Origin of the sequence: Pseudoalteromonas sp. A3 (genome assembly GCF_025942345.1) — a bacterium.
GTDB classification, from domain to species: domain Bacteria; phylum Pseudomonadota; class Gammaproteobacteria; order Enterobacterales; family Alteromonadaceae; genus Pseudoalteromonas; species Pseudoalteromonas atlantica.
On the sequence record NZ_JAPCKL010000001.1, the window covers coordinates 506,498 to 532,360 of the forward strand.

Sequence of the window (25,863 nt, forward strand, 5' to 3'; positions counted from 1 at the left end):
ACTTCGTTACGATTTAGCAGTTAAAATTATTTTTATTCTAGGCTAAGATGGAACTAATGTATTAGCTGTACCAAATTAAGGAGCTATTTTGATAGCAAAGGTATTTAGAGGTATTTGGGCTGGAATAAACTTTTCTCGTCGTTTAATACTCAACATTTTGTTTTTATTACTGGTTGTTGTATTTTTTATGTCGCTATCAAGCGATGACGATACAATAATAATAGAAGATGGCTCTGTACTTAGGCTTAATCTTAATGGGCCTATTGTGGAAGAAAAAACATATATAGACCCTGTCGAAGCAGCTATTAACGATGCTACGTCTAATTCAGAAGCACCTAGTGAAATTTTACTTGATGATGTAGTCAAAGTGATTGATGAAGCCACTAATGACGAGCGCATCAGCGTTATCTTACTAGATTTGCAAGAAATGCCGAAAGCCCACCTAAATAAGCTAAAGCGTATTACTAAATCGTTAGATGCCTTTAAGCAAGCGGGTAAAAAAGTGATTGCATCGGGCTACTATTACACTCAATCGCAATATTATATTGCATCGCATGCCGATGAAATTGCAATGCATCCTTATGGTTCGGTAGCCATTGAAGGCTATGGAATGTATCCACTTTACTTTAAAGAAGCACTAGAAAAACTTAAAGTAACGCAGCATATTTTCCGTGTCGGTACGTTTAAGTCGGCGGTAGAGCCGTTCATTCGTAACGATATGTCTGATGCTGCTAAAGAAGCAAACCGCGTTTGGCTTGGTGCATTATGGAGCGAATATAAGCAAGATGTTGCTGCGGTACGCCCTTTTGATGAATCTAACTTTGACGAAACCATGGATGCTTACCTTGCTAAAATGAAGGCGGCAAATGGCGATGCAGGTAAATATGCACTTGACCATCAATGGGTCGACTCGCTTAAAACAACTCAGCAAATTCGCCAACAACTCATTGATTTAGTTGGCGCACAAGAAGACGGTAAAACATTTAAGCAAGTGTCTTTTCGTGAATACTTAAGCTTAGTTAAGCCCCCTATCGAATTTGATAACCCAATTACAGAAAAAGTTGCCGTAGTTGTTGCTAAAGGTACGATTGTTGATGGTGAGCGCAAAGCAGGTGAAATTGGCGGCGATTCTACCGCAGCACTACTTCGCAAAGCACGCCTTGATGATAAAGTAAAAGCGGTTGTTTTACGTATTGATTCAGGTGGCGGCAGCATGTTTGCCTCTGAGGTTATTCGTGCTGAAGTATTAGCACTTAAAGCCGCAGGCAAACCTGTAATCGCATCAATGAGCTCAGTTGCCGCATCTGGCGGTTATTGGATTGCCTCAGCAGCTAACGAAATTTGGGCAGCACCAAGTACCATCACCGGCTCTATTGGTGTGTTTGGTACATTTATGACTTTTGAAGATACTTTATCTGAAATTGGTGTGTACTCAGATGGTGTTGCAACGTCAGAAATGGCTGGATTTTCTATTACTCGCCCGCTTAATGAAAAAATGGCGCAAGTTATTCAAATGAGTGTTGAAGAAGCTTATAGCCGCTTTATAGATGTGGTTGCTGATGCGCGCAATATGACACCAGAGCAAGTTGATAAAATTGCACAAGGGCGTGTGTGGATTGCTTCACAAGCACAAGAGCTTGGCCTAGTTGATAAGCTTGGTGATAAACAAGATGCGATTGATGCCGCAGCGGCGCTTGCAAAACTTAATCACTACGAAGTGAAAACAATTAAGCAAGACCTAAGCCCACAAGAAAAAATGCTGCAAGATATTTTTGGCAGTGCATCCGTTAAATCTATGCTTGGCTTAAATACAAATACAGCCTCTGTTTTAGCCACTCAAGCTAATATTAATACGGTGATAAAGCGCCTAAGTAGTGAAGTAGCTGATCTAAAAGATTATAACGATCCGCAAGGTGTATACGCACGTTGTTTAGAGTGTAGCGTTGCACAATAAAAGTGCACGTATTTACTCAAGCAGCTGTATTTAAAACAACTTAACGTTATACTAAGCCCAGTTTTTTTACTGGGCTTTTTTTATGAAACGTAAACGCATTTATATCGCATACACTGGCGGTACCATAGGTATGAAAAAATCGAGCCGTGGCTACATTCCGGCTGAAGGTTTTTTAACAGAAACAGTGGTCAATAACGCAGAATTTAACCGTGAAGAAATGCCCCTTTTTGATATTCACGAGTACTGCCCATTAATCGATTCATCAGATATGTCGCCAGCGCATTGGCAACTAATAGCTGATGACATTAAAAGCAAATACCACGATTACGATGGTTTTGTGGTACTTCATGGCACCGATACAATGGCTTACACAGCCTCTGCCCTGTCGTTCATGTTCGAAAACTTAACTAAACCCGTTATTGTTACTGGCTCACAAATTCCTTTATCGCAATTACGCTCTGACGGCCAAGTTAACTTATTAAACGCCATGTTTTTAGCGGCTAATTACCCTATTGCTGAAGTGAGCTTATTTTTTAATAACCAATTATTTAGAGGTAACCGAGCCACGAAAGCACATGCCGATGGTTTTAATGCTTTTGCATCTCCTAACCTAGAGCCTTTAGCGTTATCTGGAATTAATATTCAGCTAATTAAAGGTCAGCTAAGCCCTTATGTAGAAAACGAACTACAGGTAACCACCATTACACCTCAGCCAATTGGTGTACTTTATTTATACCCAGGCATTAGTAAAGACGTGGTTAAAAGTTTGGTGAATGACAATATAAAAGCACTAGTATTGCTTAGCTTTGGCGTAGGTAATGCCCCACAAGACCCCGACTTTTTAGACGTGCTAAGTGAGGCAAGTAAACGCGGCATGGTTATTGTTAATTTAACGCAGTGTTTAAAAGGCCATGTAAATATGGGCGGTTACGCTACGGGTAACGCGTTATTAAATATTGGTGTAATAAGTGGCTACGATATGACACTAGAGGCGTGTTTAACAAAGCTGCATTATTTGTTTAGCCAAAACCTAGAAATTGAAACGATTCGCCATTTAATGCAAGACAATTTACGCGGTGAATTAAGCCGCTAATTTTAGTGACCAAAACGCAAAAGGCACACTAAATAGCGTGCCTTTATTATTTTATAAACGCGTTAATTATCTTACTTTCGCGTCTATACCCACTAAGTCAGTTAAGTGGCACACTTCACCTGAGTGAGTTTTAATACCATGCTCACCAAAGTAATCACGCTGAGCTTGTACTAAATGCCCATTACTTGGTGTGGTCAATGTGGCTAAATACGTTTGTGTTGATGCAAGTACAGGGAACGCTAAGCCAGTCATTACAGCTTGCCCAGTTACTTTGCGAAGCGCATTAGATTCATTTTCAAGCGTATCAATGTATTCAACGCCTTGCGCTACGCTATCTAGGTAGTCAGCACGAATAATACAACCGGCACGCCATGTTTGCAGCGTTTTAGACAAGTCTACTTTCCACTGATGGGTACGAGAAGCCCCTTTAATTAACGCTAAACCTTGGCGATACGCTAATAAGCTCGCCAATGTAAATGCATCTTTTAGCTCTTCAAGGTCAATATCAACCTTGTTTGTAGCTTTAGCGGCATACGTCATTTCTTGTGCAGCGGTGGTGTCACATACATTGGTTAAGTGGCGAGCTTGCACCGCGGCAACCAGTGAAGGAACAGCAATACCCAGTTCAAGTGCATTTTGCGCAGTCCACAGGCCTGTGCCTTTTGCGCCTACTTTATTATCAATTAAATCAACAAGCGGTTCTTGCTTGGTGTTTTCAAGAGATAAAATATGGCTAGAAATAGCAAGTAAGTAGCTATTTAAATGACCGGTAGACCAGTCATCAAAAATTTCAGCCACTTCTTTTGGTGAGCGGCCTGTGCCAATACGAAGTAGTTGATACACTTCAGCAATGAGCTGCATAATTGCGTATTCAATGCCGTTGTGAACCATTTTTACAAAATGGCCACTGGCCGATTGACCAACGCGTGCAAAACACGACTCGCCATTGTAGCTAGCGGCTACTTTTTCAAACCACGGTTCGATTCGCTCCCAACCGCCTTCTGAGCCACTCGCCATCATTGCAGGACCATGACGAGCGCCTTCGGCACCGCCAGAAATACCCATGGTGGCAAATTCAAATTTGTTTTGATACTTAAGTTTACGATTAATGCCGTCTTTGTAGTTACTGTTACCACAATCTACAATCATATCGTTACACTGTACGCCAGCTTCAACAAGCTCATTACACACAGCATCAACCAGTTCGCCTGCAGGCACTAATAATAAAATAGAGCGAGGTGCTTCTAAACGCCTTACCATGTCTCCTAAATCAGAAACAATATGAAGTCTATCGGCCATGCCTTGCGATTTAGCACAACTTAATAACTCTTCACCCGCATGTGGGTTTTTATCATATGCGACTAACGTTATGCCTTTTTCAATCATGTTTAAGGCAATATTTTTGCCCATAACGCCTAACCCGACTAATGCAACTTGCATTTAGTGTCCTCCTCGGTAACAACTATTTGGTTAGTAAACTAAGTAATTCATTAAATAATACCGCGTGCATTATACTCATACCGTCATAAAATGCGAACGTTGAGCTAATACAGCATGCTTTTTTATTACGCTATTAAAAAGCACTGCAATTGTATCAAATATAAGGGCTGTGCGGTTACAAATACTCTGCGTATTTTGAATTTAAGATCATTGACGGATTTTGACACCGGTGTCATAATGATGACATATTCGTTTTGTATAAAATAGTGGCAATACTAACTAGTTTGCCTATAACTAAAAATGTTTATACATAAGTTATAAGTATTTTGAAGTCACAAAATAACCGTCAACCTGCTTACACATCTAAGCACACAGGAGAATTTGATGCTAAGACGCACAAAAATAGTCGCTACACTTGGGCCTGCAACAGATCGAGATAACAATCTAGAAAAAATTATTCGCGCTGGCGCTAATGTAGTACGTTTAAACTTCTCACATGGTGTTGCACAAGATCATAAAGACCGTGCACAAGCTGTACGCGAGATAGCCACAAAATTAGGTAAACATGTTGCTATCCTTGCAGACCTTCAAGGTCCTAAAATTCGTGTTTCAACGTTTAAAGAAGGTAAAGTAAACCTTGAAGTAGGCGCTAAATTCACCCTAGATGCAAAAATGGAAAAAGGTGAAGGCGACGTAAACGCGGTAGGTATTGATTACAAAGAATTACCACAAGATGTAAGCCCTGGCGATTTATTACTATTAAACGATGGCCTTATTCAACTAACCGTTGAGCAAGTAGAAGGTCACTTAGTGCACTGCTCGGTTACGGTAGGTGGTGTATTATCAAATAATAAAGGCATTAACCGTTTAGGCGGTGGTTTAACAGCCCCTGCGTTTACAGAAAAAGACAAAGAAGATTTAATCACTGCCGCTGAAATAGATGTTGATTACATTGCAGTATCATTCCCACGCAGTGGCGATGATATGCGTTATGTACGCTCTTTAGCAGAAGCTGCAGGCTCTAAAGCACAACTACTTGCAAAAATTGAACGTGCCGAAGCCGTAGAAACACAAGAAGCCGTAGATGACATTGTTTTAGCATCAGACGCTGTAATGGTTGCGCGTGGTGATTTAGGTGTTGAAATTGGTGATGCTGCGCTTATGGGTAAACAAAAACTCATTATTCGTCGCGCTCGTTCATTAAACCGTACTGTTGTAACCGCAACACAAATGATGGAATCGATGATCGATAACCCTATGCCAACACGCGCAGAAGTTATGGATGTGGCAAACGCGGTACTTGATGGTACTGATGCAGTTATGCTTTCAGCAGAAACCGCTGCCGGTGATTACCCTGAAGAAACGGTCGCTACAATGGCACGTGTTTGTTTAGGTGCAGAATCGCAAAAAGAAACCCATGTATCTAAGCACCGTTTAGACAGCCGTTTTTCTAACAATGCAGAATCTATCGCGCTTTCAGCTATGTACGCTGCTAACCACTTAGATTCGGTTAAAGCCATTGTTACCTTAACTGAGTCAGGTAGCACCGCTAAACTTATGTCGCGTATCAGCTCTGGTTTACCTATTTACTCGCTTTCACGCCATGCAAGCACGCTAGGCCAAACAGCGCTTTATCGTGGTGTTTACCCTGTGTTTTTTGATTCTACAAAAACTGAAAAAGACGGAATGGTTAAAGCCGCACTTGATACCCTTGTAGCACAAGGTTCATTACACTCTGGCGATACAGTAATTATTACTCACGGTGACTCAATGGAAACTGTGGGCGCAACGAACACAATGAAAATTGTAACTGTTGCGTAATTTCTGCCTTATATAAAAAATGCGAGCTAAGCTCGCATTTTTTATGCCTGTAAAATACCAAACTAGCTGGCTAGCGCTGCTTTTACTTTATCGCGGTAGCTTCGGCTTACTTTAAGCTCTTGTCCGTTTTCAAGCACTAATAAATACTCACCGCTTACTTGTGTAACCAGCTTGCTTATTTGTTTTGTATTTACAATTGCACTGCGGTGAACGCGCACAAACAAATGTGGGTCGAGCTCTTGCTCAAGCTCTTTCATTGTTTTGCGCAAAATATGTGTTTGCCCATCTTGGCAATGTAAACACATATAATCGCCGGCGGCATCAACCCACTGAATTGTCGCAACCGGGACACGAATAATTTCACCCTGCTCTTTTACCGCCAGTGATTCTGGGTAACGTTTGTCGGTTAGGGTATCGCCTGTGGCTAATTTTTTAAGTATTTCTTCACAGTTATTACCTGTAATACCGGCAACAAAACTCGCTAGTTTTTTCTTATGGGCGTTGTCTTGCTGTGTTTTTAAGTAACTATGCACTTTTTCTACCGCCTGTTTTAGTCTGTTATCGTCAACGGGTTTTAAAATGTAATCCAAAGCATGTATTTCAAATGCCTTTACTGCAAATTGATCAAATGCAGTAACAAACACAATCGCGGGTAACGCTTTAGTGCTTTCGCTTAAGGCACGGGCAACTTCAAAGCCATTCATTCCTGGCATTTGTATATCTAAAAAAACTAAGTCTATTGGGTGCTCTTTACATGCTTCTATTGCATCAGAGCCTGAACAACACAGTTTAACTACTTCTATATCAGTATATTCTTCAAGTCTTACTGCTAAGCCCTTTCTTGCTAATGGTTCATCATCAACAATGATGGTTTTAATTTTAGTCATTTCTTCACAGCCTTCTCAAACGGTACTCGCAGATTAACTTTCAATCCACTTGGCGTATTATGTGATAATACAAACGAATAATTATTTTCATAGAGCGTTTTTAATCTGTCTTTGGTATTTGCCACCCCTACCCCTTGTGCATTTACAAGTTGTCCGTCTATTAGCTCGGTACCGGGGCCATTATCACCTACTTCAAGTAGTAGCTCGTTGGCAAAAACCTGTGCTTTTATGTCTATCACACCGCCTTGTGACATATGCGCAATGGCGTATTTAATTGCGTTCTCAATTATCGGTTGCAAAATTAAGCTCGGCACAAGTGCCTCTTTTGCTTGCTCGCTTACATCTACATTTACTTTTAAGCGCTCATCAAATCTGACCCGCTCTATTTCTAAATACAGCATTAATGCGTGTAGCTCTTGCTCTAAAGGCACTTTTTTAATGGGATCGGTATTTAGTGTATAACGCAAAAAGTCGCTTAACCTTGCCACCATTAAGTTAGCATCTTTGTTTTCTTTTACCAAAACTAATGTAGAAATAGCATTGAGCGTATTAAATAAAAAATGCGGGTTAAGTTGATATCTGAGCATTTTTAATTGCGCTTCATGGGCCATTGTAGTTGCTTTAAGCGCTTTTTGTCGCTCACTTTGTAATAGCTGGTAATACTTTATGCCAAAGTATAAGCCACTCCAACATAAAATTATGTAAACAGAGTCTAAGCCATGCTGTAAATAGTAAAACCAATCTTCTGGGCGATAACCATGGCGGTATATTTCCCATAAATTAAATTTTTGTACAATTGCCCACAATGTACCTGTAATGTACGAGGCACCAAATACAACCACCATTAATATCCACGGCGAAGCATTCCAGGTTTTTCTATAAATATAACGAAGTGGGACTGTCATTAAACAGCCCGCATAGGCATTTAATAATATAACGAACACGTAAATATCACGCATTTCAAATACTTTAGAGCCGATATAATTTACAAGCGCATAACCAATCCAGCCTGCAATTTGCAATAGCCAAAAAAAGCGTTGCCTGTTATCAACTAAAGATTGCCAATTCAAAATAAAATACAACTCCGTATAAGTTAGCCAATAAGTTAAAATTACGTTAGCTAATTTAACCACTGGTTTGGTTATTATATCGATTATTACAAAGTGTTAGCAGTACCAACTGTCTTAATTTTTAAGAGCCTTACCGCAAAGTTAAGCCAATAAAAAAGCGAAAGACTTTAACCTTTCGCTTTTAAAATGCCGATTCAATTAGCTCGTATGGGCAAAGCCACCTTATAAACTAGGCAAGTTTATCTGAGGCCACTTTATAAGTTGGGTCTTCAATTACGTTTACCTCAACTAAGTCACGCGCTTTGTGTAACAGCTGCTTACAGTCTTTACTTAAATGACGTAAGTGAAGCTGTTTACCTGCTTTAGTGTACTTATCAGCTAAGCTGTCGATGGCTTCTATGGCACTGTGATCCGCAACACGGCTGTGTTCAAATTCAATAATTACATCTTTAGGGTCGTTTTTAACATCGAATAACTCAGAAAAGTTTTTAACTGAGCCAAAAAATAACGGACCGTGAAGCTCGTAAACTTTAGCACCTTGCTCATCAATGTAATTAGTTGTGTAGATATGTTTTGCATGATTCCAAGCAAATACCAAGGCAGAAACAATAACACCCACACACACGGCAATCGCTAAATCGGTTACTACGGTTACGCCAGATACCAATACAATTACAAAGGCATCAGACAGTGGTACACGCTTCATCATTTTAAAGCTTGCCCATTCAAACGTACCAAGTACAACCATAAACATAACACCTACAAGCGCAGCCAGTGGGATCATTTCAATTAAACTTGAAGCAAATATAATAAATGCAAGCAGCATTAGTGCAGCACTTATACCCGACAAGCGCGAGCGCCCACCCGAATTAATATTGATCATTGATTGCCCAATCATGGCACAGCCACCCATTGCGCCAAAAAAGCCACAGGTTACATTAGCAGCACCTTGGCCAATACACTCTTTATTTGAGTGACCACGGGTTTCGGTAATTTCATCAATCAAGCTAAGCGTTAATAACGACTCAATTAAACCAATAGCCGCTAAAATTAATGCATACGGAAAAATTATATAAAAAGTTTCTAGGGTAAATGGAACCATAGGAATGTGAAATTCAGGTAAGCCGCCAGCAATGGTAGCCGCTTCATTACCTGTCATCCCTTTTAGGAAATCAAGTACAGTGCGCGAGTCTAAATCAAGGCCTATTACTAACGCGGTTACCGTTACAATAGCCACTAAAGAAGAAGGCACTGCAGTGGTGAGCTTAGGTAAAAAGTGAATGATAGCCATGGTTAATGCAACTAAACCTAACATGATGTAAAGCGGGTTGCCCGTCATCCATTGCTGGCCGCCTGCGCCATCTGGCACTTTAAACTGCCCAAGTTGCGCTAAAAATATTACTATCGCTAATCCATTTACAAAGCCGAGCATAACAGGATGAGGGACCATGCGAATAAACTTACCGAGCTTAAATATTCCCGCGAGTATTTGCAGTATTCCCATCAGCAACACCGTGGCAAATAAATACTCAACACCGTGATCAAGTACCAAACTTACCATTACAACAGCTAATGCACCGGTTGCGCCCGAAATCATACCAGGGCGGCCACCAAAAATAGCCGTAATTAAACCAACGATAAACGCGGCGTAGAGACCAACTAAAGGTTCGACATTTGCAACAAAAGCAAACGCAACAGCTTCTGGAACTAAAGCAAGTGCTACAGTTAAGCCAGATAAAATATCGTTTTTAGCAGAGCTAGGCGCTTTGCTGAGTAAGTTAAACATTGAGTTCCTCAGGGGGTTATTAGGTTAGGATCGAAAAAGCGCTAAATGTTACCAAATTAGCGCTCATTTAACAATTCGCACACACCGTTATTAGCTTTCTTAGTATAGCTTAACTTTGTGTCGTTTATTTTATAGAGGAAGAGATGTACTGCGTTTTACACATGTCATGGTTACGTTAGAGTGTACCTCTTGAACGTATTCTAAGCTGAGTAAATTGTCACGTACAAAGTGCTCATAGCCTTCTATACCTTGTGAGATTATACGCAGCATAAAGTCCATGGTGCCGGCCATTGTGTAACATTCTGTCACTTCGTCATAGCTCATGATTAGCTTTTCAAATTCAGCTAAGTTTTTCTTGCCATGATTTGATAAGCGCACATGTGCGTATACAAGCATGTCAAAACCAAGCTTTTTCTCATCTAAAAGCGCAACTTTACTTTTGATATAGCCATCTTGTTCAAGCTTTGCAATGCGTCGCCAACAAGGTGATTGAGATAAGCCTACTTTGTCTGCAATTTCAGCAGTTGAAAGACTTGCGTCCTGTTGTAAAAGTGCCAAAATTTGGCGATCTACGTGATTTAGAGACATTTTATTTCTTATTTATCTAATAAACTGGTTAAATTATACAGCCAATTTAAAATTCCGTCTGCAATAATTTTGCATTTTCATGGATTTTAATTAACCAAATTGGCCACTTACAAATGGATTAGTGCGTTTTTCATGGCCTACAGTGGTATCTTCACCATGGCCAGCTAAAATACGCGTGTTGTCATCAAGTGTTAAAATATGGCTTTTAATAGACTCAATGAGCTGCTCAGTATTGCCTTTAGGGAAATCTGTACGCCCTACAGCACCTTTAAAAATAACATCGCCAACAATAACGCATTGCTGATCAGGCTCATAAAACACAATATGACCCGGTGTGTGCCCGGGGCAATGCTTAACACTAAAGCTAAGTTTGCCAAGCGTTAATACATCATTATGATTAAGCCAAATATCAGGGTAAAAAGCATCAATAGCTGAAAAACCAAACATTTGTGCTTGCATAGGCAGGTTATCAAACCAAAATGACTCATCTTTTTGCGGGCCAATAATTTGCACATTGTAGTGTGAGCGTAATTCATCTGCCGCACCTACGTGGTCTAAATGCCCGTGTGTAAGCCAAATAGCGCTCAGTACTAATTTGTGCTCACTAAGCGTGGCTATAATTTTTTGTGCGTCACCACCTGGGTCTATCACCACAGCTTGCTTTGTTTCTGTACAGCTAATAATTCTGCAATTTTGAGAAAAAGCAGTCACGGGTATCGTAATAACGTGCATATTAAATTTCTTTATCTTTTTGATCGGGAATAACGGCTACTTGCTCATACGACATTAAAATTGGGTATTTCAAATACGCTTCGTCATAAAATGGCGTGTGTGAATATAACCAGTGCAAACGTGCATTGGCATCTTGCGCAAATGCTTTATCTCGAAGTTTTTTATCAAACTCGAGAGCAAGTTTTGGGTTGTCTTTAAGCATTTTCCTTGCGTAAGGGATTAACGCGTAGTTTTCCATGTACTCTGTTCGTTGAAAAATTGTATTAAACTCACCCCACGCAAAAAATGAATCAGGAGCCTCAGGGTGTAATAAATGAACCGCTAACTCCCCTGCTTTTTGCTGCGTATTTACTTGATACCATCCGTCTAAATCTACATTTATTGCTGGTACATAATCAAAACTTGCAGAGACTCTAAAGCGCCCTTCAAATGGGGCTTTATCAAACGAGTAATCAAGTACTTTGGCAAGCTTTAAAGGTTGCGTATTCGCGCCTTTAAGTTTGTTTACTGACACCCCATGTAACTTAAGCTTTTCTATTATATCGCTATACACAGGCGGAACAAAAAACGCTTCAGGCACATCAACAACTCGCTCAACCTCTTTTTGCCAATAAATCGGTAAGTCAGTGTAGGTATAGGCTTTACCTAAATATTTAACCTCAGTTTGCCCCGAAAGCGCACTTACACTTGATGTGTATTCGACCCCTTTAAACTCACTGATTGTGTCTGCTTGTTTAGCATAACCTCGTTTAACAATTAGTTTCTCAGGTACAAATTCTTGCTCTTTTTTAACGGCGTTCGAAAGCTCATGACTGTACTGAGAAAGCGCGTTTATTGCCCCATCTAAAAATACATAGGTGCCTAATACGCGTTGTTGATAAGGTTTTAAAGAATGGTTTTCGACTAAAATTGTTGGTAATGATTTTAAATCCCCCCACCCGTTTGAAAAACGCGGTGTAGCCACCCAACCTGCAAGGCCTTTTTTAAAGTCGCGTTTATCCATAACAAATACCAATGGCCCAGGTATATGCCCTTGCTTTTGTAATGTTTCGTCAATAACCGGCTTTATATACTGATCTAATGCATCAGATATAGCAGGCGATTCGCTTGCAAATACAGGGTTATAACCATAGGTCACATCGTACTGATAATCGGCGCCATCGGTAACATGCACATCAATGTATAAGTTTGGGTTGTAATCATTAATAACCTTTAAAACACTTCTCACCTCTGGTGTATCTAACTTAGTGAAATCGCGATTAAGGTTTAGATTATTTGCATTGGTTCTAAAGCCCATTTTTTCAGGGCCGCGCTGATTTATGCGATTAAATGCGCTGCTGCGTTCATGCCCATCTACGTTTAAAATAGGAATAAAAAGTATGTTTACCTTTTTTAAAATATCACGGCGCTTACCGGTTGCAATATCCCGCAGCAACATAAACATGGCGTCTTTACCATCTATCTCACCTGCATGAATACCGGCTTGGATAAAAACGGTTGGCTTAGTGCTGTTGGCCATTTGCCCAGCTTCAAAAAAACCTTGCTCACTGGCAACCAACATTTTAATAGCGCGATTACTATTACTGTAGCCTATTATTTGAGACTGAAACTGCGTGGGATTTGCCGCTACAAGCCTATCTACAAACGCCATAGTATCGGCATAGTTTGGCGAGGCTTTACCCTGAGATAACTCAAAATCAGTGGTTAACGGGCCTTGCTGCTGTAATAACGAAACGCTATCACCTTGCCAAGGAATAAGAGGCGGTAAATGACTGTTATCTGCCACAATTGCAGATAAAAATAACAGGCTTGCAAACATAGTTTTCTCTAACAAACGCTTTAATAAAATAAATTATACCAAGTAAACATAGCGATATTATAAAAGTGCGGTGATTCAACAAAAAAGAAAGCCCGTTTATATCCTTGCACTTAATAAAGTGTTTATTAAAGTAGTTAATTTTAAGGTTGGGGAAAAGTGTCAATAGCTTGCTAAAAAATTCGTTGTTTATACCAATCCGCTTAATTAAGCGATCTATTTTGAGAATGGATTAATGTGTTAATAGCTAGGGATAATTCGCTATTTAGTTGTTCTAAACGAGAGTTTTTTAACGCAGATAACGACACATTTAGCCCCACAAAATAATAAAGTATTATTGCGGGGGGATATTATTCGGTGAGTCTTAAATTACAGGCACAAAAAAAAGGAGCCTAGGGCTCCTCTTTATTACTTATTTAAAAAAGCTTAAGCTGCCGCTAGGCCTTCTTTTGCTTTTTCAACAAGCGCTGCAAATGCAACTTGGTCGTAAACAGCGATATCTGCAAGGATCTTACGATCGATTTCTACAGAAGTCTTTTTAAGACCATTGATAAAACGGCTGTAAGACAGACCATTTTGACGTGAAGCTGCATTGATACGTGCAATCCATAATTGACGGAAAGTACGTTTCTTAGCACGACGGTCACGGTAAGCGTATTGACCCGCTTTAGTAACTGCCTGGAAAGCTACGCGGTAAACACGTGAACGTGCTCCGTAGTAACCTTTAGCTTGCTTTAAAACTTTTTTGTGACGTGCACGTGCGACAACGCCGCGTTTAACTCTTGCCATTTCTAAAAACCCCTATTAAGCGAATGGTAACATACGTGAAACTAGACCATGGTCATTTTTATGAACCATCATCTTAGGACGTAGGTGTAACTTACGCTTAGAAGTTTTCTTAGTCAGAATGTGACGAAGATGCGCTTGTTTACGCTTGAAACCGCCAGAAGCAGTTTTCTTGAAACGCTTAGCAGCGCCTCTGTGACTTTTTAGCTTATAAGCCATTGCAATAACTCCAAATGTATTGCTTAAAAATTAGTAAGCAGGCGTGAGATATATTTCTATAGCTCCACTTTTAGGCCTAACTTACTGCCATATTCCGGTGAAAACCCAGCAAAAATGCCGCAATCTTACTTTAAAACCGGTTAGCACAGGTGAATATTTGCATATTACTTGGGTACCTGCGCTAAATTCGGTGCGTATTATCGCTTAAAAATTATTTTTTAGCAACAGGCGCCATCATCATAACCATTTGGCGGCCTTCAACACGATTTGGGAAAGACTCAACTACTGCAAGTTCTTCTAAATCAGCCTTAACACGGTTTAATAATTCAATACCAATTTCTTGGTGAGCCATTTCGCGGCCACGGAAGCGGATAGTAATCTTAGCTTTATCGCCAGCTTCTAAGAACTTACGTAAGTTGCGCAGCTTAACCTGATAGTCACCTTCATCCGTGCCAGGACGGAATTTGATTTCTTTAATCTGGATTTGCTTTTGCTTCTTCTTCTGCTCTTTTAGTTCTTTGCTTTTTTCAAAGATGAACTTACCGTAGTCCATAACCTTACAAACAGGCGGCTCAGCGTTTGGGCTAATCTCTACAAGATCAACACCCGCTGCATCAGCCATAGCTTGTGCGTCTTTTAATGACTGAATTCCAGCTTGTTCGCCTTCGATGTCGATTAAACGAACTTCTTGAGCTGTAATTTCTTCGTTAATACGATTTTTTTGAGCTGTTTGTTGCCCTTTCTTGCCGCCTCTAATGGTACGTTCCTCCAAGAATATCAATAATATAAGCGCGTAGTTGGCTGTTTGTGATTGCCCTACACGCTCGATTTTTACTGTCGATTTTTAATTTCTTCGCTAATTTTAGCTACAAAATCATCAACATTAAATTTGCCTAGGTCTTCACCTGTGCGGGTACGTACTGCTACTTCCTGTTGTTCAACTTCTTTATCGCCAACAACGAGTAAGTAAGGAATACGCTTAAGTGTATGTTCTCGGATTTTAAAGCCAATCTTCTCATTTCTCAAGTCAGCAGCGGCTCTAATTCCAAGTTTATTTAATTTTTGTACAATTTCGTGCACGTAATCTGCTTGTTTATCGGTAATGTTCATAATTACCACTTGCTTTGGAGCAAGCCACGTTGGGAATAAACCAGCGTATTCTTCAGTTAAAATACCGATAAAGCGCTCAATTGAGCCTAAAATAGCACGGTGTATCATAACTGGAGTGCGTCGTTCGTTATTTTCTGCTACATAAGTAGCGCCTAAACGACCCGGTAATGCAAAGTCGAGTTGCACTGTACCACATTGCCACGCTCTGTCTAAACAATCGTACAAAGTAAATTCAATTTTAGGTCCGTAAAAGGCACCTTCACCTGGTAGGTAATCAAATTCAATGTCGTTTGCTTTAAGTGCATCGGCTAATGCAACCTCTGCTTTGTCCCAAATTTCATCATCGCCGATGCGTTTTTCAGGACGCGTAGAAAGCTTAACTACAATTTTGTCAAAACCGAATGTCTCATATGTATCATAAACCATCTTAATACACGCTGAAACTTCGTCCATTACTTGCTCTTCTGTACAGAACACGTGAGCATCATCTTGTGTAAAGCCACGTACACGCATTAAGCCGTGTAAAGCGCCTGATGGTTCGTTACGGTGACAACAACCAAACTCAGCCATACGCAGTGGTAAATCACGGTACGATTTTAAACCTTGGTTAAAAATTTGCACGTGACCTGGGCAGTTCATTGGTTTTATAGCGTATTCGCGTTTTTCAGACTCTGTGGTAAACATGGCGTCTGAGTATTTTTCCCAGTGACCTGATTTTTCCCACAAAGAGCGGTCCATCATCATTGGACCTTTAACTTCTTCGTAGCTGTACTCACGCAGTTTTTCACGAACAAATTCTTCAAGCTCGCGGTAAATGCTCCAACCATCGTTGTGCCAAAATACCATACCTGGCGCTTCTTCTTGCCAGTGCCATAAATCAAGCGCTTTACCAATACGACGGTGATCGCGTTTTTCAGCCTCTTCTAAGCGTTTAAGGTACGCTTTAAGTTGCTTTTTATCGCCCCACGCTGTGCCGTAAATACGCTGTAGCATTTTGTTTTCAGAGTCGCCACGCCAGTAAGCACCAGCTACTTTCATTATTTTGAAGTTTTGGCAGAATTTCATGTTTGGTACGTGCGGGCCACGACACATGTCTACGTATTCTTCGTGGTGGTATAATCCTGGGCGATCATCTTTTGCGATGTTTTCGTCCAAAATTTCCATTTTGTATGTTTCGCCACGCGCTTCAAACGTATCGCGTGCTTCTTGCCAGCTTACATTTTTTTTCACTACGTCGTAGTTTGTTTTTGCAAGTTGCAACATACGCTTTTCAATGGCGTCTAAGTCTTCTTGAGACAAAGAGTGTTCCATATCAATATCGTAGTAAAAACCGTTATCAATAGTTGGACCAATAGCCATTTTAGCGTCTGGGAAAAGCTGCTTAACTGCGTGACCGATTAAGTGAGCACACGAGTGACGAATAATCTCTAGGCCGTCGTCATCTTTTGCGGTGATGATCTCAAGGCGCGAATCTTCGTTGATCATATCGCACGCATCAACACGCTCGCCATTAACGCGACCAGCAATGGTTGCTTTAGCAAGACCAGGGCCAATATCGTTAGCTACATCAAGAGTACTTACAGGGTTTTCAAAACTACGCTGACTGCCGTCAGGAAGAGTAATAACTGGCATTATAAATCCTTACATACAGTGGTGACACCTACAATGTATCACGTGTATTTTTAAATAAATTAAATGAGAATGACTCGACAACGCTTTTACGAATAAGCATTGACTATTTTTCGCCATACATGACTAATGTAGATGCTGAGTCTGCTCAACTACAAAAAAGATATTGTCGCGTGATAGAGTATCAATTACAAGTTTAAAGCGCGCTCATTACTTGAAATTTTACCTAAAATTGTCATTTTTTTGTTTTTCGCTCGCTAATTTAAATTAAGCATGTGACAACTTGAGTTTATTGATTATTAAAATGCACCTGCGCCGCCTTGCTCTCGCAATTTATTAGATGTTGGGTATAATACCAAGCAATTAAGTTATATTAGAGAACAGCAATGAGAACATGTGGTGTAGAAATTACCGGTAGTGATGTACTACTTTGTATTTTAAGTAAAGATAACGACGTATTTGATATTCGCGATGTGCGCCAAACACGCTTTACCTTAGGTAACGGTAACGACACTGAAATAATGCGTAAATTTCAATTTGATTTTGCAAAACTAATGCAAGATTACCAAATTGATTCTGTTGCCATTCGTGAGCGCCAACCTAAAGGTAAATTTGCAGGCAGTGCAAAGGGCTTTAAAATGGAAACAGCGATTCAATTAATTGAAGAGTTAGACGTTCGCGTGTTCTCAACGACCGAGATTAAAGAGCAGCTTAAACGCAACCCTATACCTATTGCGTTTGAAGACACAGGCCTTAAAAAGTACCAAGAAAACGCTTTTGTTAATGCCTATGTATACATTATGAAAAAAACCTACCGCAGTGACGAGCTATAAGTCACACAGCGATTAAAATAAACTATAAAAAACGCCATTTAGTGGCGTTTTTTTATGCCTTTATAAAAGTTAGTCTTTATAGCCCCTCTGTAAAACGTTTAATTTAACTTTTCTTTATGCTTAGTACATTAGTCTAACCACCCTTTCTTTGTCGACAATTTGTGTTTATTTTAACTACAGCCTATATCAATTCGCTTAACTATTTTTTATTTTGCTACACAGCTATTCGTGGCTAAGCAAATGAATACTGACTTATCAGCACGGATTGATATAAGTAACTGACATACATTAATACGGAGAAGCACATGCACACACCATCGCGCTCGGTAAAAGAAGTAGAACAAATAAACACATTACCGCTCACAAAAAGCTATTTTAAAGGTGCGCAAAGCACGCCGCTAACGGATAAAACAATTGGCGAGTACTTTGATTTTATTGTCGACAAACACCCTGATTCGCTCGCTGTCGTTGTTAGCCATCAAAATGTACGCTTAACGTATAAAGCATTTCAAAATGAAGTTAATCAACTCGCTATGGGGCTACTAGCAATAGGGGTTAAACCAGGAGATAGAGTAGGAATATGGTCACCTAATAACATTGAGTGGTGTTTAACCCAATTTGCGAGCGCCAAAATAGGTGCCATTATGGTCTGCATTAACCCTGCCTACAGACCAAACGAGTTAGCCTATGCTTTGAACTCGGTAGAATGCAGCACGCTAATTACTGCGTCACATTTTAAAGGCAGTAATTATATAGATATGCTTAACAGCTTAGCGCCTGAACTTAACCAATGTAAACCCGGTGAGCTAAATGCACATGCCCTACCTAGCCTTAAAAATGTAATACGCATTGGCAATGAAAAAAGCCCTGGTATGTTTACGTTTGCTGATGTGATGAATTTTTCTACCCCAGCCCACAAGCTTGAATTAAATGCGATTGCAGCAAATTTAAACGCGGATCAAGACATAAATATACAGTTTACCTCTGGTACCACGGGCAACCCTAAAGGCGCTACACTCACCCATAAAAACATACTAAATAATGCGCTATTTGTTGCAGAGGCTATGCATTTTACAGCGCAAGATAAGCTGTGCATACCTGTGCCTCTGTATCATTGTTTTGCGATGGTGCTTGGCAGCCTGTTATGTGTAAGTAAAGGCGCCGCAGCTATATACCCAAGCGATGCGTTTGATGCAAAAACCACACTTGATGTTGTGCAGCAAGAGGGCTGTACCGCGCTGCATGGTGTGCCGACTATGTTTATTAGCCAACTAGAGCTGCCTAATTTTACCAATTATAACCTCAGCACTTTACGCACTGGTGTAATGGCGGGCTCAACGTGCCCTGAGCAAGTCATGCGTAAAGTCCAAACACAAATGAACATGCATCAAGTATTAATTGCGTATGGGCAAACTGAGTGCAGCCCAATCAACAATATAACCGAAACCGACTCATCAATAGAGCGCCAAGTAACAACCGTTGGCCGAGCCCTTGCTCACACTGAAGTTAAAATTATTGACGAACTGGGTAACATTCAAAAAATAGGTGTACCTGGTGAGGTCTGCAGTAAGGGCGCCGGTATAATGCGCTGCTATTGGAATGACGAAGAAAAAACAAAAGCCACTATAGATGACGAAGGCTGGTTACACTCTGGTGATTTAGGGGTAATGGACAGCGAAGGGTTTGTGAGTATTGTTGGCCGCATTAAAGACATGATCATTCGAGGTGGCGAAAACATATACCCACGCGAAATTGAAGAGGTTCTTTACACTTACCCAGGTATTCAAGATGCCGCTATATTTGGTATTAGTGATGAGAAGTACGGCGAAGAAGTGTGTGCGTGGATCCAGCCAAAAGAAGATGCAGTACTTGATGAGCAAGCAATACGTGCATTTTTAAAAGACAAACTCGCCTATTTTAAAATGCCCCGTTATATTCGCTTTGTAGAGAGTTACCCAATGACAGTAACAGGCAAACTGCAAAAGTTTAAAATGCGAGAGCAAATGCAGCAATCACTTACTGATAAGGCCTTTTCTTAACCGCAAACATTAATTACAAAAAAGCTCAGCAATTGCTGAGCTTTTAGCGTTAAATAATTTACTTACTCTGCAGGGCGATACTGCTGCTGAACACCTGTTAAAAACAAGCGCAAAACCTGGTCGTTACACACACGGTAATGTTTATTTTCTACTTTGCGAGAAAACGCACTGAGCTCATGTTTACTTAATTCAAAGTCAACCTGTGCAAGTGTTGCTATTACATCTTCTGCTTTCATGTTTAAAGCAATACGTAGCTTCATAAAAATAATATTATTATTTAACTTAGCCTCTGGCACAGGCTGTGGGCCTTCGCGCTTGCCACGCTTTGTATTAATAAAGCCATTTAAAAACGTAGCAAACTCAGTGTCTGACATTTTAACAAACCCTTGCTCACCCTCTTTTGTTAACCATGCAACGACTTGCTCAGTGGTAACTGTAGCCTCTGCGGCGGCAAAAATACCGACCATGGCAGTATCGGTTAAATTAAAGGTATAGCGAACACGGCGTAAAATATCGTTATTTGTCAAAGTAATTTCCTGAGTAGAGAGCGAGGCTAAATTACAGCGCCCACGTTAAATGAGCGCGCAGTTTAGCAGCTTAAGGCACGCTGCCCTATTGATATTTACACTATAAAGAGTTGTTAATTACCCAGCACCTTGGCAGGGTCGACTCGAGTTGCTTGCCACGCTGGGTAAATAGTAGCAAGTACAGCTAAAACAAAGGTAACAATAACTGTTATTCCAATATCACTGAGTACTAATTTACTGGGTAAAAACTCAATAAAATAAACACCTTCAAGCGGATTAGCTGCAAATAACTGGCTAACCCATGTAAACAGCTCACTAATGTTAAGCGCTAATATAACCCCAACTAGTGTGCCAAGTAACACGCCAACAAAGGCTTGCGTTAAACCTTGCATGACAAAGGTAGCTAAAATAGTACTGTCTTTAGCGCCCATGGTTTTTAAAATAGCTATGTTGCCTTGTTTTTCGCGCACTTCCATTACAAGCGACGATACAATGTTAAAACTAGCTACCGCTATAATTAAAAACACCACAATGTACACAATTGTGCGTACCATTTGAATATCTTGATACAGGCTACCTTGCGTTCTAAACCAGCTAGAGACATACACATAATCACTAATAGTTTGCCCTACTCGCAGTGCAATTTGATGTGCAGCAAACACATCATCTACGCTCAAACGTAAACCTGTCACTTGGCTGGCGTCGTAACCTAAAACTGACTGTGCTTTATTTAAGTGAATAAATGCAGCGCTACTGTCAATTGGCCCACCCATTTCTATAATGCCCGCAAGTGTTAACGTTACGCGCTTAGGGGCTAATAAAGACTTACCTTGCTCGCTAATTTTAGGAATGAGTAAAGTAATGTTATCGCCTATATTAGCGCCTAATTGCTTTACAATTTGCTTGCCTAAAATAACGTCATCCGTGCGCAGCTGACTAACGAGTGTGCCTTTGGTAAATTGATTTATGGCCGATACATTCCCTTCATAGCTAGGTTCAACGCCGCGTATTTCTACCGCTTTTAGCTGGCTTTTAAATTGCGCCATACCATTTACTGCTATAAACGGCGCAGCACCTGTAACATGAGGCTCTGCTTTAAGTTTTTCTACTTTGTTAGGCCAATCAGCAATCGGTCGGCTAGGCGCTACGTATTCAACTTGCGGTACCACACTTAATAAACGATGCACTAATTGCTGCTCAAAGCCATTAATAACCGAAAGCGCAACAATTAACACCGCCACCCCTAATAAAATACCAACGGTAGAGGCTTTGGCAATAAAGCTTACAAATGCGTTTTTTTCGTCTTTATGGCCAGAATACGCTCTAAAGCGTTCACTTAAAAATAAACTAAGCAACATGGTGCGACTCTTTAATGGCAAGTTTCCCATCATCTAAATACGCAATTTTGCCTAGTTTGTCTGCAAGCTCTAAGTCGTGAGTAACCACCACAAAACTAGTATTTAAGCTTTTATTTAGCTCATTTATTAAATCGTAAATTTTAATCGCGTTTTGCTTATCAAGGTTACCGGTAGGTTCGTCGGCTAACACTAATGCGGGTTTAGTCACTAAAGCACGAGCAATAGCAACACGCTGGCGCTCTCCACCAGACAGTGCCGAAGGTTTATGCTCACAGCGATGCGCAAGGCCTACTTTATCTAGCATTTGCAAGGCTTGCTCTTTCGCCTCTTTTGCGTTGAGCCCTTTAATTAACAGCGGCATAGCCACGTTTTCAACCGCACTAAATTCCATTAATAGATGGTGAAACTGATAAATAAAGCCCAAGTTTTTATTTCTAAACGCCGCCTGCTCTGTTCGCGATAATTTAGCAACGTCTTGATTTTTTATTTTAGCGCTACCCGATGTAGCCGTATCAAGGGTTCCTAAAATATGTAATAAGGTACTTTTCCCTGAGCCTGAGCTGCCTACTATAGCCAGCATATCACCTTGGTTAAGTGATAAGTCCACCCCTTTTAATACTTCTACTTGGTTTTGGCCATCTTGATAAACTTTACTTAAGTTTTGACAGCTAATAACTAAATCATTCATAACGCAATACCTCTGCTGGTTTTACTTTTGCGGCTTTGCGCGCAGGATATAAAGTGGCTAAAAAGCTCATTGCAATACTGCTAAGCGCAATAATAACGAGGCTTAACACATCAAATTTTACCGGAAGCTCTACACCTGCTAGTAGGTTTAGCCCTACAGCAGCGAGTAGTTCATTAATATATAAGCTAAACAATACACCTAAAAGTGCCCCTATCGCGGTGCCAATCACCCCGTTATACAAGCCTTGCACCATAAACACTTTTTGTACTTGTGAAGGCGTTAAACCTAAGGTTTGTAATATTGCCACTTCGCCTTGTTTTTCACTCACCATCATAGTCAGTGCCGAAACAATATTAAATACAGCCACTAATACAATCAGCCCTAACAACATAGACATAATACGTTTTTCCATGGCAACCGCGGCAAATAAAGTACCTTGGCTACTGCGCCAGTCACTTACTTGGTAGTCGCGTAAAATGTGCTGGCTGTCCTTTGTAAATTGCGCTAATTCAAAGGGTTCATGTAACGACACACTTAAGTTAGGCGCGGTATTTTTGTTAAGCTTTAATACCCGCTGTAAAGATGCACCGCTGGTAAATGCAAGGCTCATATCTATCTCTGAGCCGGTTTCGTATATTGCGGCTATTTTAAATAAACGCTGACTAGGTACGCGCCCAAGTGGCGTGTAAGTAGAGGCGTTAGGCATAATTACGCGCAGTTTTTCTCCCATACCTACGCCAAGTTTTCGGCTTAAGTAACGGCTAATAGCTATGTTGTAGCTATTATTTAAAACGTTTTGCCAATTGCCCTGCACAACTTTATCGGTAATTTTATATAGCGAGCCATTATCGCCATACAAGCCTTGCAGTAATACGCCGTGTAAATCTTTATTGGTTTGCAAGATGGCTTCGCCGTGGCGGTAAAGGCTTACGTGATCTATATAATCTGAGCGCTCTAAATCGGCTTTTAACGCTGTCATTTGTGCGCTGGTGTGTTTATTGGCTTGTACTTCTACGTGAGGAATGAGCCCTAACATATTTGTTTTTAAACTGTTTTCAAAGCCATTCATTACACTGCTTACAGTGAACAAGGCCATTAGCCCTATGGCTATTCCGGCAATAGAAAAAAACGAGATAAACGATATAAACGCATTTCCTTTGGAGGAGCGGCTATATCTGAGCCCTATAAATAAGCTAACCGGTTGAAACATATTATTTAAAACATTTATGCTAAAAGTGTGCGGCTATAGTAGCACGAACTAAGATGAATTGAATATGACCATAAATGTAAGAAATAATTTATAAATCTTATACTTGGCTATATTTTAAGCGCGCTTTATTCAAGCCCAGCCACTAAATAATCGAGTAACACTCTTACATTAGTGGCAACAAACTGACGCGGTGGGTAAATTCCCCACACGCCTTCTTGATCTGGCTGATAAGAAGTTAATACTGGCACAAGCTCGCCCGTTCGTAGCTCATTTTCAATGTAATAATTAGGCAGTTGCACTATTCCTAAGCCTTTTTTTGCACCATCAACCAATGCCCAACCACTATTACAGCGCAAGCGACCCGCAATTTTAATGTGTTTATCGCGGCCATTTTCGTTTACTCGCCAGTAACTGCTGTTACCAATTAAACATTGATGTTGGTTTAGCTCGCCTAGGGTATGAGGCTCACCTACTCGGGATAAATAATCTGGGGAGGCACACATTATAAAGCGCCTAGCACTTAAACGCCGTGCTCTGTGGCTTGAATCTTTTAAATGCCCTAACCGAATGGCTAAATCAAACCCGCCTTCGAGTAAATTTTCTTGCTCGTTAGAAAGCGTAGCAATAACTTCGACCTCAGGATGAGCGTGCATGAAATTGTGCACAATGGGCATAATAAAAGTTTCACCATACATAACTGGTGCTGTTAATTTAATTTTACCTTTAGGCGTTGTTTGCTGCGTTGCTAAACTTTGCGTGGCATCGTCCATAGCGTGTTGTAGTTGCTTAGTTTGATGTAAAAAGGCTTCGCCTTCTTTGGTTAATACCACTTTGCGGGTTGTACGGGTGAGTAACTGGGTATTTAAACGCTGCTCCAGCGCCGTAACATGGCGACTTATATGGGCAACCGACAACCCCAGTACATTAGCCGCTGCTGTAAAACTACCCTCTTCACCCACTGCTATAAATTCGTCTATGCCATCCCAACGCGCCATTATTACTATACTGTAAAAGTGTTTTAATAAATCAGAGATTATCATTATTTGAGAAACAAATACAATAGAGTCATCACCCAAACAAATTGGGTCTACAATTGTTATTTAAAACCACTACAAAGGATAAACACATGTCTGAATTTATAAAATCAAAAGCAGCTATTGCGTGGGGTCCAAACCAACCGTTAAGCGTAGAAGAAGTTGATGTGATGATGCCTAAAAAAGGCGAAGTAATGGTAAAAATTACCGCTACTGGTGTTTGTCACACTGATGCATTTACTTTATCAGGTGAAGATCCTGAAGGTATTTTCCCAGCAATTTTAGGCCACGAAGGTGCAGGCGTTGTGTATGCAGTGGGCGAAGGCGTAACCAGTGTTGAAGTAGGCGATCACGTTATTCCACTTTACACTGCTGAATGTGGCGTATGTAAAATGTGTACTTCAGGCAAAACTAACCTGTGTTCAGCAGTGCGCGAAACACAAGGTAAAGGCCTAATGCCAGATGGCACTACACGCTTTTTTAAAGACGGCCAACCAATTTATCACTACATGGGTACGTCTACTTTTTCTGAGTACACAGTACTTCCAGAAATTTCACTCGCAAAAGTAAACAAAGAAGCATCGCTTGAAGAAATTTGTTTATTAGGCTGTGGCGTAACCACAGGTATGGGCGCGGTAACAAACACTGCAAACGTAAAACCTGGCGATACCGTGGCTATTTTTGGCTTAGGTGGCATTGGTTTATCGGCCATTATTGGTGCAAAAATGGCAGGTGCGGGTCGCATTATTGGTGTAGATATTAATACCAGCAAATTTGACCTTGCAACAAAACTTGGCGCAACAGATTTAGTAAACCCTAAAGATTTCGACAAGCCAATTCAAGAAGTGATTGTTGATATGACCGATGGCGGTGTTGATTACTCGTTTGAGTGTATTGGTAACGTTGATGTAATGCGCTCAGCACTTGAGTGTTGTCATAAAGGTTGGGGTGAGTCGGTAATTATTGGTGTAGCCGGTGCTGGCCAAGAAATTTCAACCCGTCCTTTCCAACTAGTAACAGGGCGTGTATGGCGTGGTAGCGCATTTGGTGGCGTTAAAGGCCGTTCGCAATTACCTGAAATTGTTGAGCGTTACATGGCAGGCGAATTTGCTCTTAACGACTTTATTACGCATACCATGAGCCTTGAAGAAATTAACGATGCGTTTGATTTAATGCACGAAGGTAAAAGTATTCGTACAGTAATTCACTACTAATACGTTATTGGTAACCTATGTATTAAAAA

At 40.5% G+C, this 25,863-nt stretch carries 22 protein-coding genes; 6 read left to right on the plus strand and 16 right to left on the minus strand.

What is annotated here, in order from left to right:
- The first annotated feature begins 88 nt into the window (after positions 1-88).
- Together sppA and ansA are read left to right on the plus strand one after the other, a co-directional pair.
- Positions 89-1,954 carry a signal peptide peptidase SppA gene (gene sppA, locus OIZ54_RS02300; protein ID WP_096739664.1) on the plus strand — a complete coding sequence of 622 codons (1,866 nt, stop codon included), beginning with the start codon at positions 89-91 and terminating at the stop codon, positions 1,952-1,954.
- A gap of 82 nt (positions 1,955-2,036) precedes the next feature.
- Positions 2,037-3,047 (plus strand): asparaginase, encoded by a 1,011-nt coding sequence (ansA, locus tag OIZ54_RS02305; RefSeq protein WP_024034079.1) that lies wholly within the window; start codon positions 2,037-2,039, stop codon positions 3,045-3,047.
- A 66-nt stretch (positions 3,048-3,113) separates the two neighbouring features.
- Here the strand turns inward: ansA and gndA are convergent, their stop codons facing one another.
- Positions 3,114-4,487: an NADP-dependent phosphogluconate dehydrogenase gene (gene gndA / locus OIZ54_RS02310; RefSeq protein ID WP_024034078.1), complete on the minus strand. Its 1,374-nt coding sequence runs from the start codon at positions 4,485-4,487 to the stop codon at positions 3,114-3,116.
- A gap of 384 nt (positions 4,488-4,871) precedes the next feature.
- Here gndA and pyk point away from each other — a divergent pair, with 384 nt between their 5' ends.
- On the plus strand, positions 4,872-6,308 hold the full coding sequence (gene pyk / locus OIZ54_RS02315) for a pyruvate kinase (protein ID WP_004587847.1): 1,437 nt from the start codon (positions 4,872-4,874) through the stop codon (positions 6,306-6,308).
- A 62-nt stretch (positions 6,309-6,370) separates the two neighbouring features.
- Here pyk and OIZ54_RS02320 read toward each other — a convergent pair whose 3' ends face one another.
- The 10 genes from OIZ54_RS02320 to thrS form a co-directional block, all read right to left on the minus strand.
- On the minus strand, positions 6,371-7,195 hold the full coding sequence (locus OIZ54_RS02320; RefSeq protein WP_264389586.1) for a LytR/AlgR family response regulator transcription factor: 825 nt from the start codon (positions 7,193-7,195) through the stop codon (positions 6,371-6,373).
- Positions 7,192-8,265 carry a sensor histidine kinase gene (locus OIZ54_RS02325; RefSeq protein WP_024034075.1) on the minus strand — a complete coding sequence of 358 codons (1,074 nt, stop codon included), beginning with the start codon at positions 8,263-8,265 and terminating at the stop codon, positions 7,192-7,194. The genes OIZ54_RS02320 and OIZ54_RS02325 overlap by 4 nt, the downstream gene beginning before the upstream one ends.
- Positions 8,266-8,494: 229 nt before the next feature.
- Complete coding sequence (locus OIZ54_RS02330) at positions 8,495-10,051, minus strand: SulP family inorganic anion transporter (protein ID WP_004587844.1); 1,557 nt, start codon at positions 10,049-10,051, stop codon at positions 8,495-8,497.
- Between the two features lie 129 nt (positions 10,052-10,180).
- A complete protein-coding gene (locus OIZ54_RS02335; RefSeq protein ID WP_002960703.1) occupies positions 10,181-10,639 on the minus strand; it encodes an Lrp/AsnC family transcriptional regulator in 459 nt (152 codons plus the stop codon).
- A 90-nt stretch (positions 10,640-10,729) separates the two neighbouring features.
- A complete protein-coding gene (locus OIZ54_RS02340) occupies positions 10,730-11,371 on the minus strand; it encodes an MBL fold metallo-hydrolase (protein ID WP_096739666.1) in 642 nt (213 codons plus the stop codon).
- Between the two features lies 1 nt (position 11,372).
- The gene (locus OIZ54_RS02345) at positions 11,373-13,190 is read right to left on the minus strand and encodes a M14 family metallopeptidase (RefSeq protein ID WP_264389587.1); all 1,818 of its coding nucleotides are present in this window, start codon (positions 13,188-13,190) and stop codon (positions 11,373-11,375) included.
- Between the two features lie 423 nt (positions 13,191-13,613).
- Positions 13,614-13,976, minus strand: coding sequence for a 50S ribosomal protein L20 (gene rplT, locus OIZ54_RS02350; protein ID WP_004587841.1), 363 nt, complete (start codon positions 13,974-13,976; stop codon positions 13,614-13,616).
- Between the two features lie 15 nt (positions 13,977-13,991).
- Complete coding sequence (rpmI, locus tag OIZ54_RS02355; protein ID WP_004587840.1) at positions 13,992-14,192, minus strand: 50S ribosomal protein L35; 201 nt, start codon at positions 14,190-14,192, stop codon at positions 13,992-13,994.
- Positions 14,193-14,403: 211 nt separating this feature from the next.
- Positions 14,404-14,964 (minus strand): translation initiation factor IF-3, encoded by a 561-nt coding sequence (infC, locus tag OIZ54_RS02360; protein WP_024034072.1) that lies wholly within the window; start codon positions 14,962-14,964, stop codon positions 14,404-14,406.
- 59 nt (positions 14,965-15,023) lie between these two features.
- Positions 15,024-16,934 (minus strand): threonine--tRNA ligase, encoded by a 1,911-nt coding sequence (thrS, locus tag OIZ54_RS02365; RefSeq protein ID WP_004587838.1) that lies wholly within the window; start codon positions 16,932-16,934, stop codon positions 15,024-15,026.
- Between the two features lie 383 nt (positions 16,935-17,317).
- On the opposite strand from thrS, the gene OIZ54_RS02370 reads away from it, so the two are divergent.
- Both OIZ54_RS02370 and OIZ54_RS02375 read left to right on the plus strand, forming a co-directional pair.
- Positions 17,318-17,764 (plus strand): DUF3010 family protein, encoded by a 447-nt coding sequence (locus OIZ54_RS02370; RefSeq protein ID WP_004587837.1) that lies wholly within the window; start codon positions 17,318-17,320, stop codon positions 17,762-17,764.
- A gap of 305 nt (positions 17,765-18,069) precedes the next feature.
- Positions 18,070-19,803, plus strand: a complete 1,734-nt coding sequence (locus OIZ54_RS02375) for an AMP-binding protein (protein ID WP_264389588.1) — start codon at positions 18,070-18,072, stop codon at positions 19,801-19,803.
- A 62-nt stretch (positions 19,804-19,865) separates the two neighbouring features.
- Here OIZ54_RS02375 and OIZ54_RS02380 read toward each other — a convergent pair whose 3' ends face one another.
- The 5 genes from OIZ54_RS02380 to OIZ54_RS02400 all read right to left on the minus strand — a co-directional run bounded on the left by OIZ54_RS02380 (position 19,866) and on the right by OIZ54_RS02400 (position 24,581).
- On the minus strand, positions 19,866-20,330 hold the full coding sequence (locus OIZ54_RS02380; RefSeq protein ID WP_054982440.1) for a DUF1456 family protein: 465 nt from the start codon (positions 20,328-20,330) through the stop codon (positions 19,866-19,868).
- A gap of 113 nt (positions 20,331-20,443) precedes the next feature.
- The gene (locus OIZ54_RS02385; protein WP_024034069.1) at positions 20,444-21,688 is read right to left on the minus strand and encodes a lipoprotein-releasing ABC transporter permease subunit; all 1,245 of its coding nucleotides are present in this window, start codon (positions 21,686-21,688) and stop codon (positions 20,444-20,446) included.
- Complete coding sequence (lolD, locus tag OIZ54_RS02390; RefSeq protein ID WP_248451462.1) at positions 21,678-22,376, minus strand: lipoprotein-releasing ABC transporter ATP-binding protein LolD; 699 nt, start codon at positions 22,374-22,376, stop codon at positions 21,678-21,680. The genes OIZ54_RS02385 and lolD overlap by 11 nt, the downstream gene beginning before the upstream one ends.
- On the minus strand, positions 22,369-23,586 hold the full coding sequence (locus OIZ54_RS02395) for a lipoprotein-releasing ABC transporter permease subunit (RefSeq protein ID WP_264389589.1): 1,218 nt from the start codon (positions 23,584-23,586) through the stop codon (positions 22,369-22,371). The genes lolD and OIZ54_RS02395 overlap by 8 nt, the downstream gene beginning before the upstream one ends.
- Before the next feature lie 125 nt (positions 23,587-23,711).
- Complete coding sequence (locus OIZ54_RS02400) at positions 23,712-24,581, minus strand: LysR family transcriptional regulator (RefSeq protein ID WP_029774426.1); 870 nt, start codon at positions 24,579-24,581, stop codon at positions 23,712-23,714.
- A gap of 131 nt (positions 24,582-24,712) precedes the next feature.
- Here OIZ54_RS02400 and OIZ54_RS02405 point away from each other — a divergent pair, with 131 nt between their 5' ends.
- Positions 24,713-25,834, plus strand: coding sequence for an S-(hydroxymethyl)glutathione dehydrogenase/class III alcohol dehydrogenase (locus OIZ54_RS02405; protein WP_004587830.1), 1,122 nt, complete (start codon positions 24,713-24,715; stop codon positions 25,832-25,834).
- Positions 25,835-25,863 lie beyond the last annotated feature (29 nt).

Excerpts from the sequence above, each read along its gene's own strand:
- OIZ54_RS02340 (WP_096739666.1), bottom strand. The coding sequence starts at position 11,371 with ATGCACGTTATTACGATACCCGTGACTGCTTTTTCTCAAAATTGCAGA.
- thrS (WP_004587838.1), bottom strand. The coding sequence starts at position 16,934 with ATGCCAGTTATTACTCTTCCTGACGGCAGTCAGCGTAGTTTTGAAAAC.
- OIZ54_RS02330 (WP_004587844.1), bottom strand. The coding sequence starts at position 10,051 with ATGTTTAACTTACTCAGCAAAGCGCCTAGCTCTGCTAAAAACGATATT.
- pyk (WP_004587847.1), top strand. The coding sequence starts at position 4,872 with ATGCTAAGACGCACAAAAATAGTCGCTACACTTGGGCCTGCAACAGAT.
- OIZ54_RS02375 (WP_264389588.1), top strand. The coding sequence starts at position 18,070 with ATGCACACACCATCGCGCTCGGTAAAAGAAGTAGAACAAATAAACACA.
- OIZ54_RS02335 (WP_002960703.1), bottom strand. The coding sequence starts at position 10,639 with ATGTCTCTAAATCACGTAGATCGCCAAATTTTGGCACTTTTACAACAG.
- rpmI (WP_004587840.1), bottom strand. The coding sequence starts at position 14,192 with ATGGCTTATAAGCTAAAAAGTCACAGAGGCGCTGCTAAGCGTTTCAAG.
- gndA (WP_024034078.1), bottom strand. The coding sequence starts at position 4,487 with ATGCAAGTTGCATTAGTCGGGTTAGGCGTTATGGGCAAAAATATTGCC.
- OIZ54_RS02345 (WP_264389587.1), bottom strand. The coding sequence starts at position 13,190 with ATGTTTGCAAGCCTGTTATTTTTATCTGCAATTGTGGCAGATAACAGT.
- OIZ54_RS02395 (WP_264389589.1), bottom strand. The coding sequence starts at position 23,586 with ATGTTTCAACCGGTTAGCTTATTTATAGGGCTCAGATATAGCCGCTCC.
- OIZ54_RS02385 (WP_024034069.1), bottom strand. The coding sequence starts at position 21,688 with ATGTTGCTTAGTTTATTTTTAAGTGAACGCTTTAGAGCGTATTCTGGC.
- OIZ54_RS02400 (WP_029774426.1), bottom strand. The coding sequence starts at position 24,581 with ATGGCGCGTTGGGATGGCATAGACGAATTTATAGCAGTGGGTGAAGAG.
- OIZ54_RS02370 (WP_004587837.1), top strand. The coding sequence starts at position 17,318 with ATGAGAACATGTGGTGTAGAAATTACCGGTAGTGATGTACTACTTTGT.
- ansA (WP_024034079.1), top strand. The coding sequence starts at position 2,037 with ATGAAACGTAAACGCATTTATATCGCATACACTGGCGGTACCATAGGT.
- rplT (WP_004587841.1), bottom strand. The coding sequence starts at position 13,976 with ATGGCAAGAGTTAAACGCGGCGTTGTCGCACGTGCACGTCACAAAAAA.
- OIZ54_RS02320 (WP_264389586.1), bottom strand. The coding sequence starts at position 7,195 with ATGACTAAAATTAAAACCATCATTGTTGATGATGAACCATTAGCAAGA.
- lolD (WP_248451462.1), bottom strand. The coding sequence starts at position 22,376 with ATGAATGATTTAGTTATTAGCTGTCAAAACTTAAGTAAAGTTTATCAA.
- OIZ54_RS02405 (WP_004587830.1), top strand. The coding sequence starts at position 24,713 with ATGTCTGAATTTATAAAATCAAAAGCAGCTATTGCGTGGGGTCCAAAC.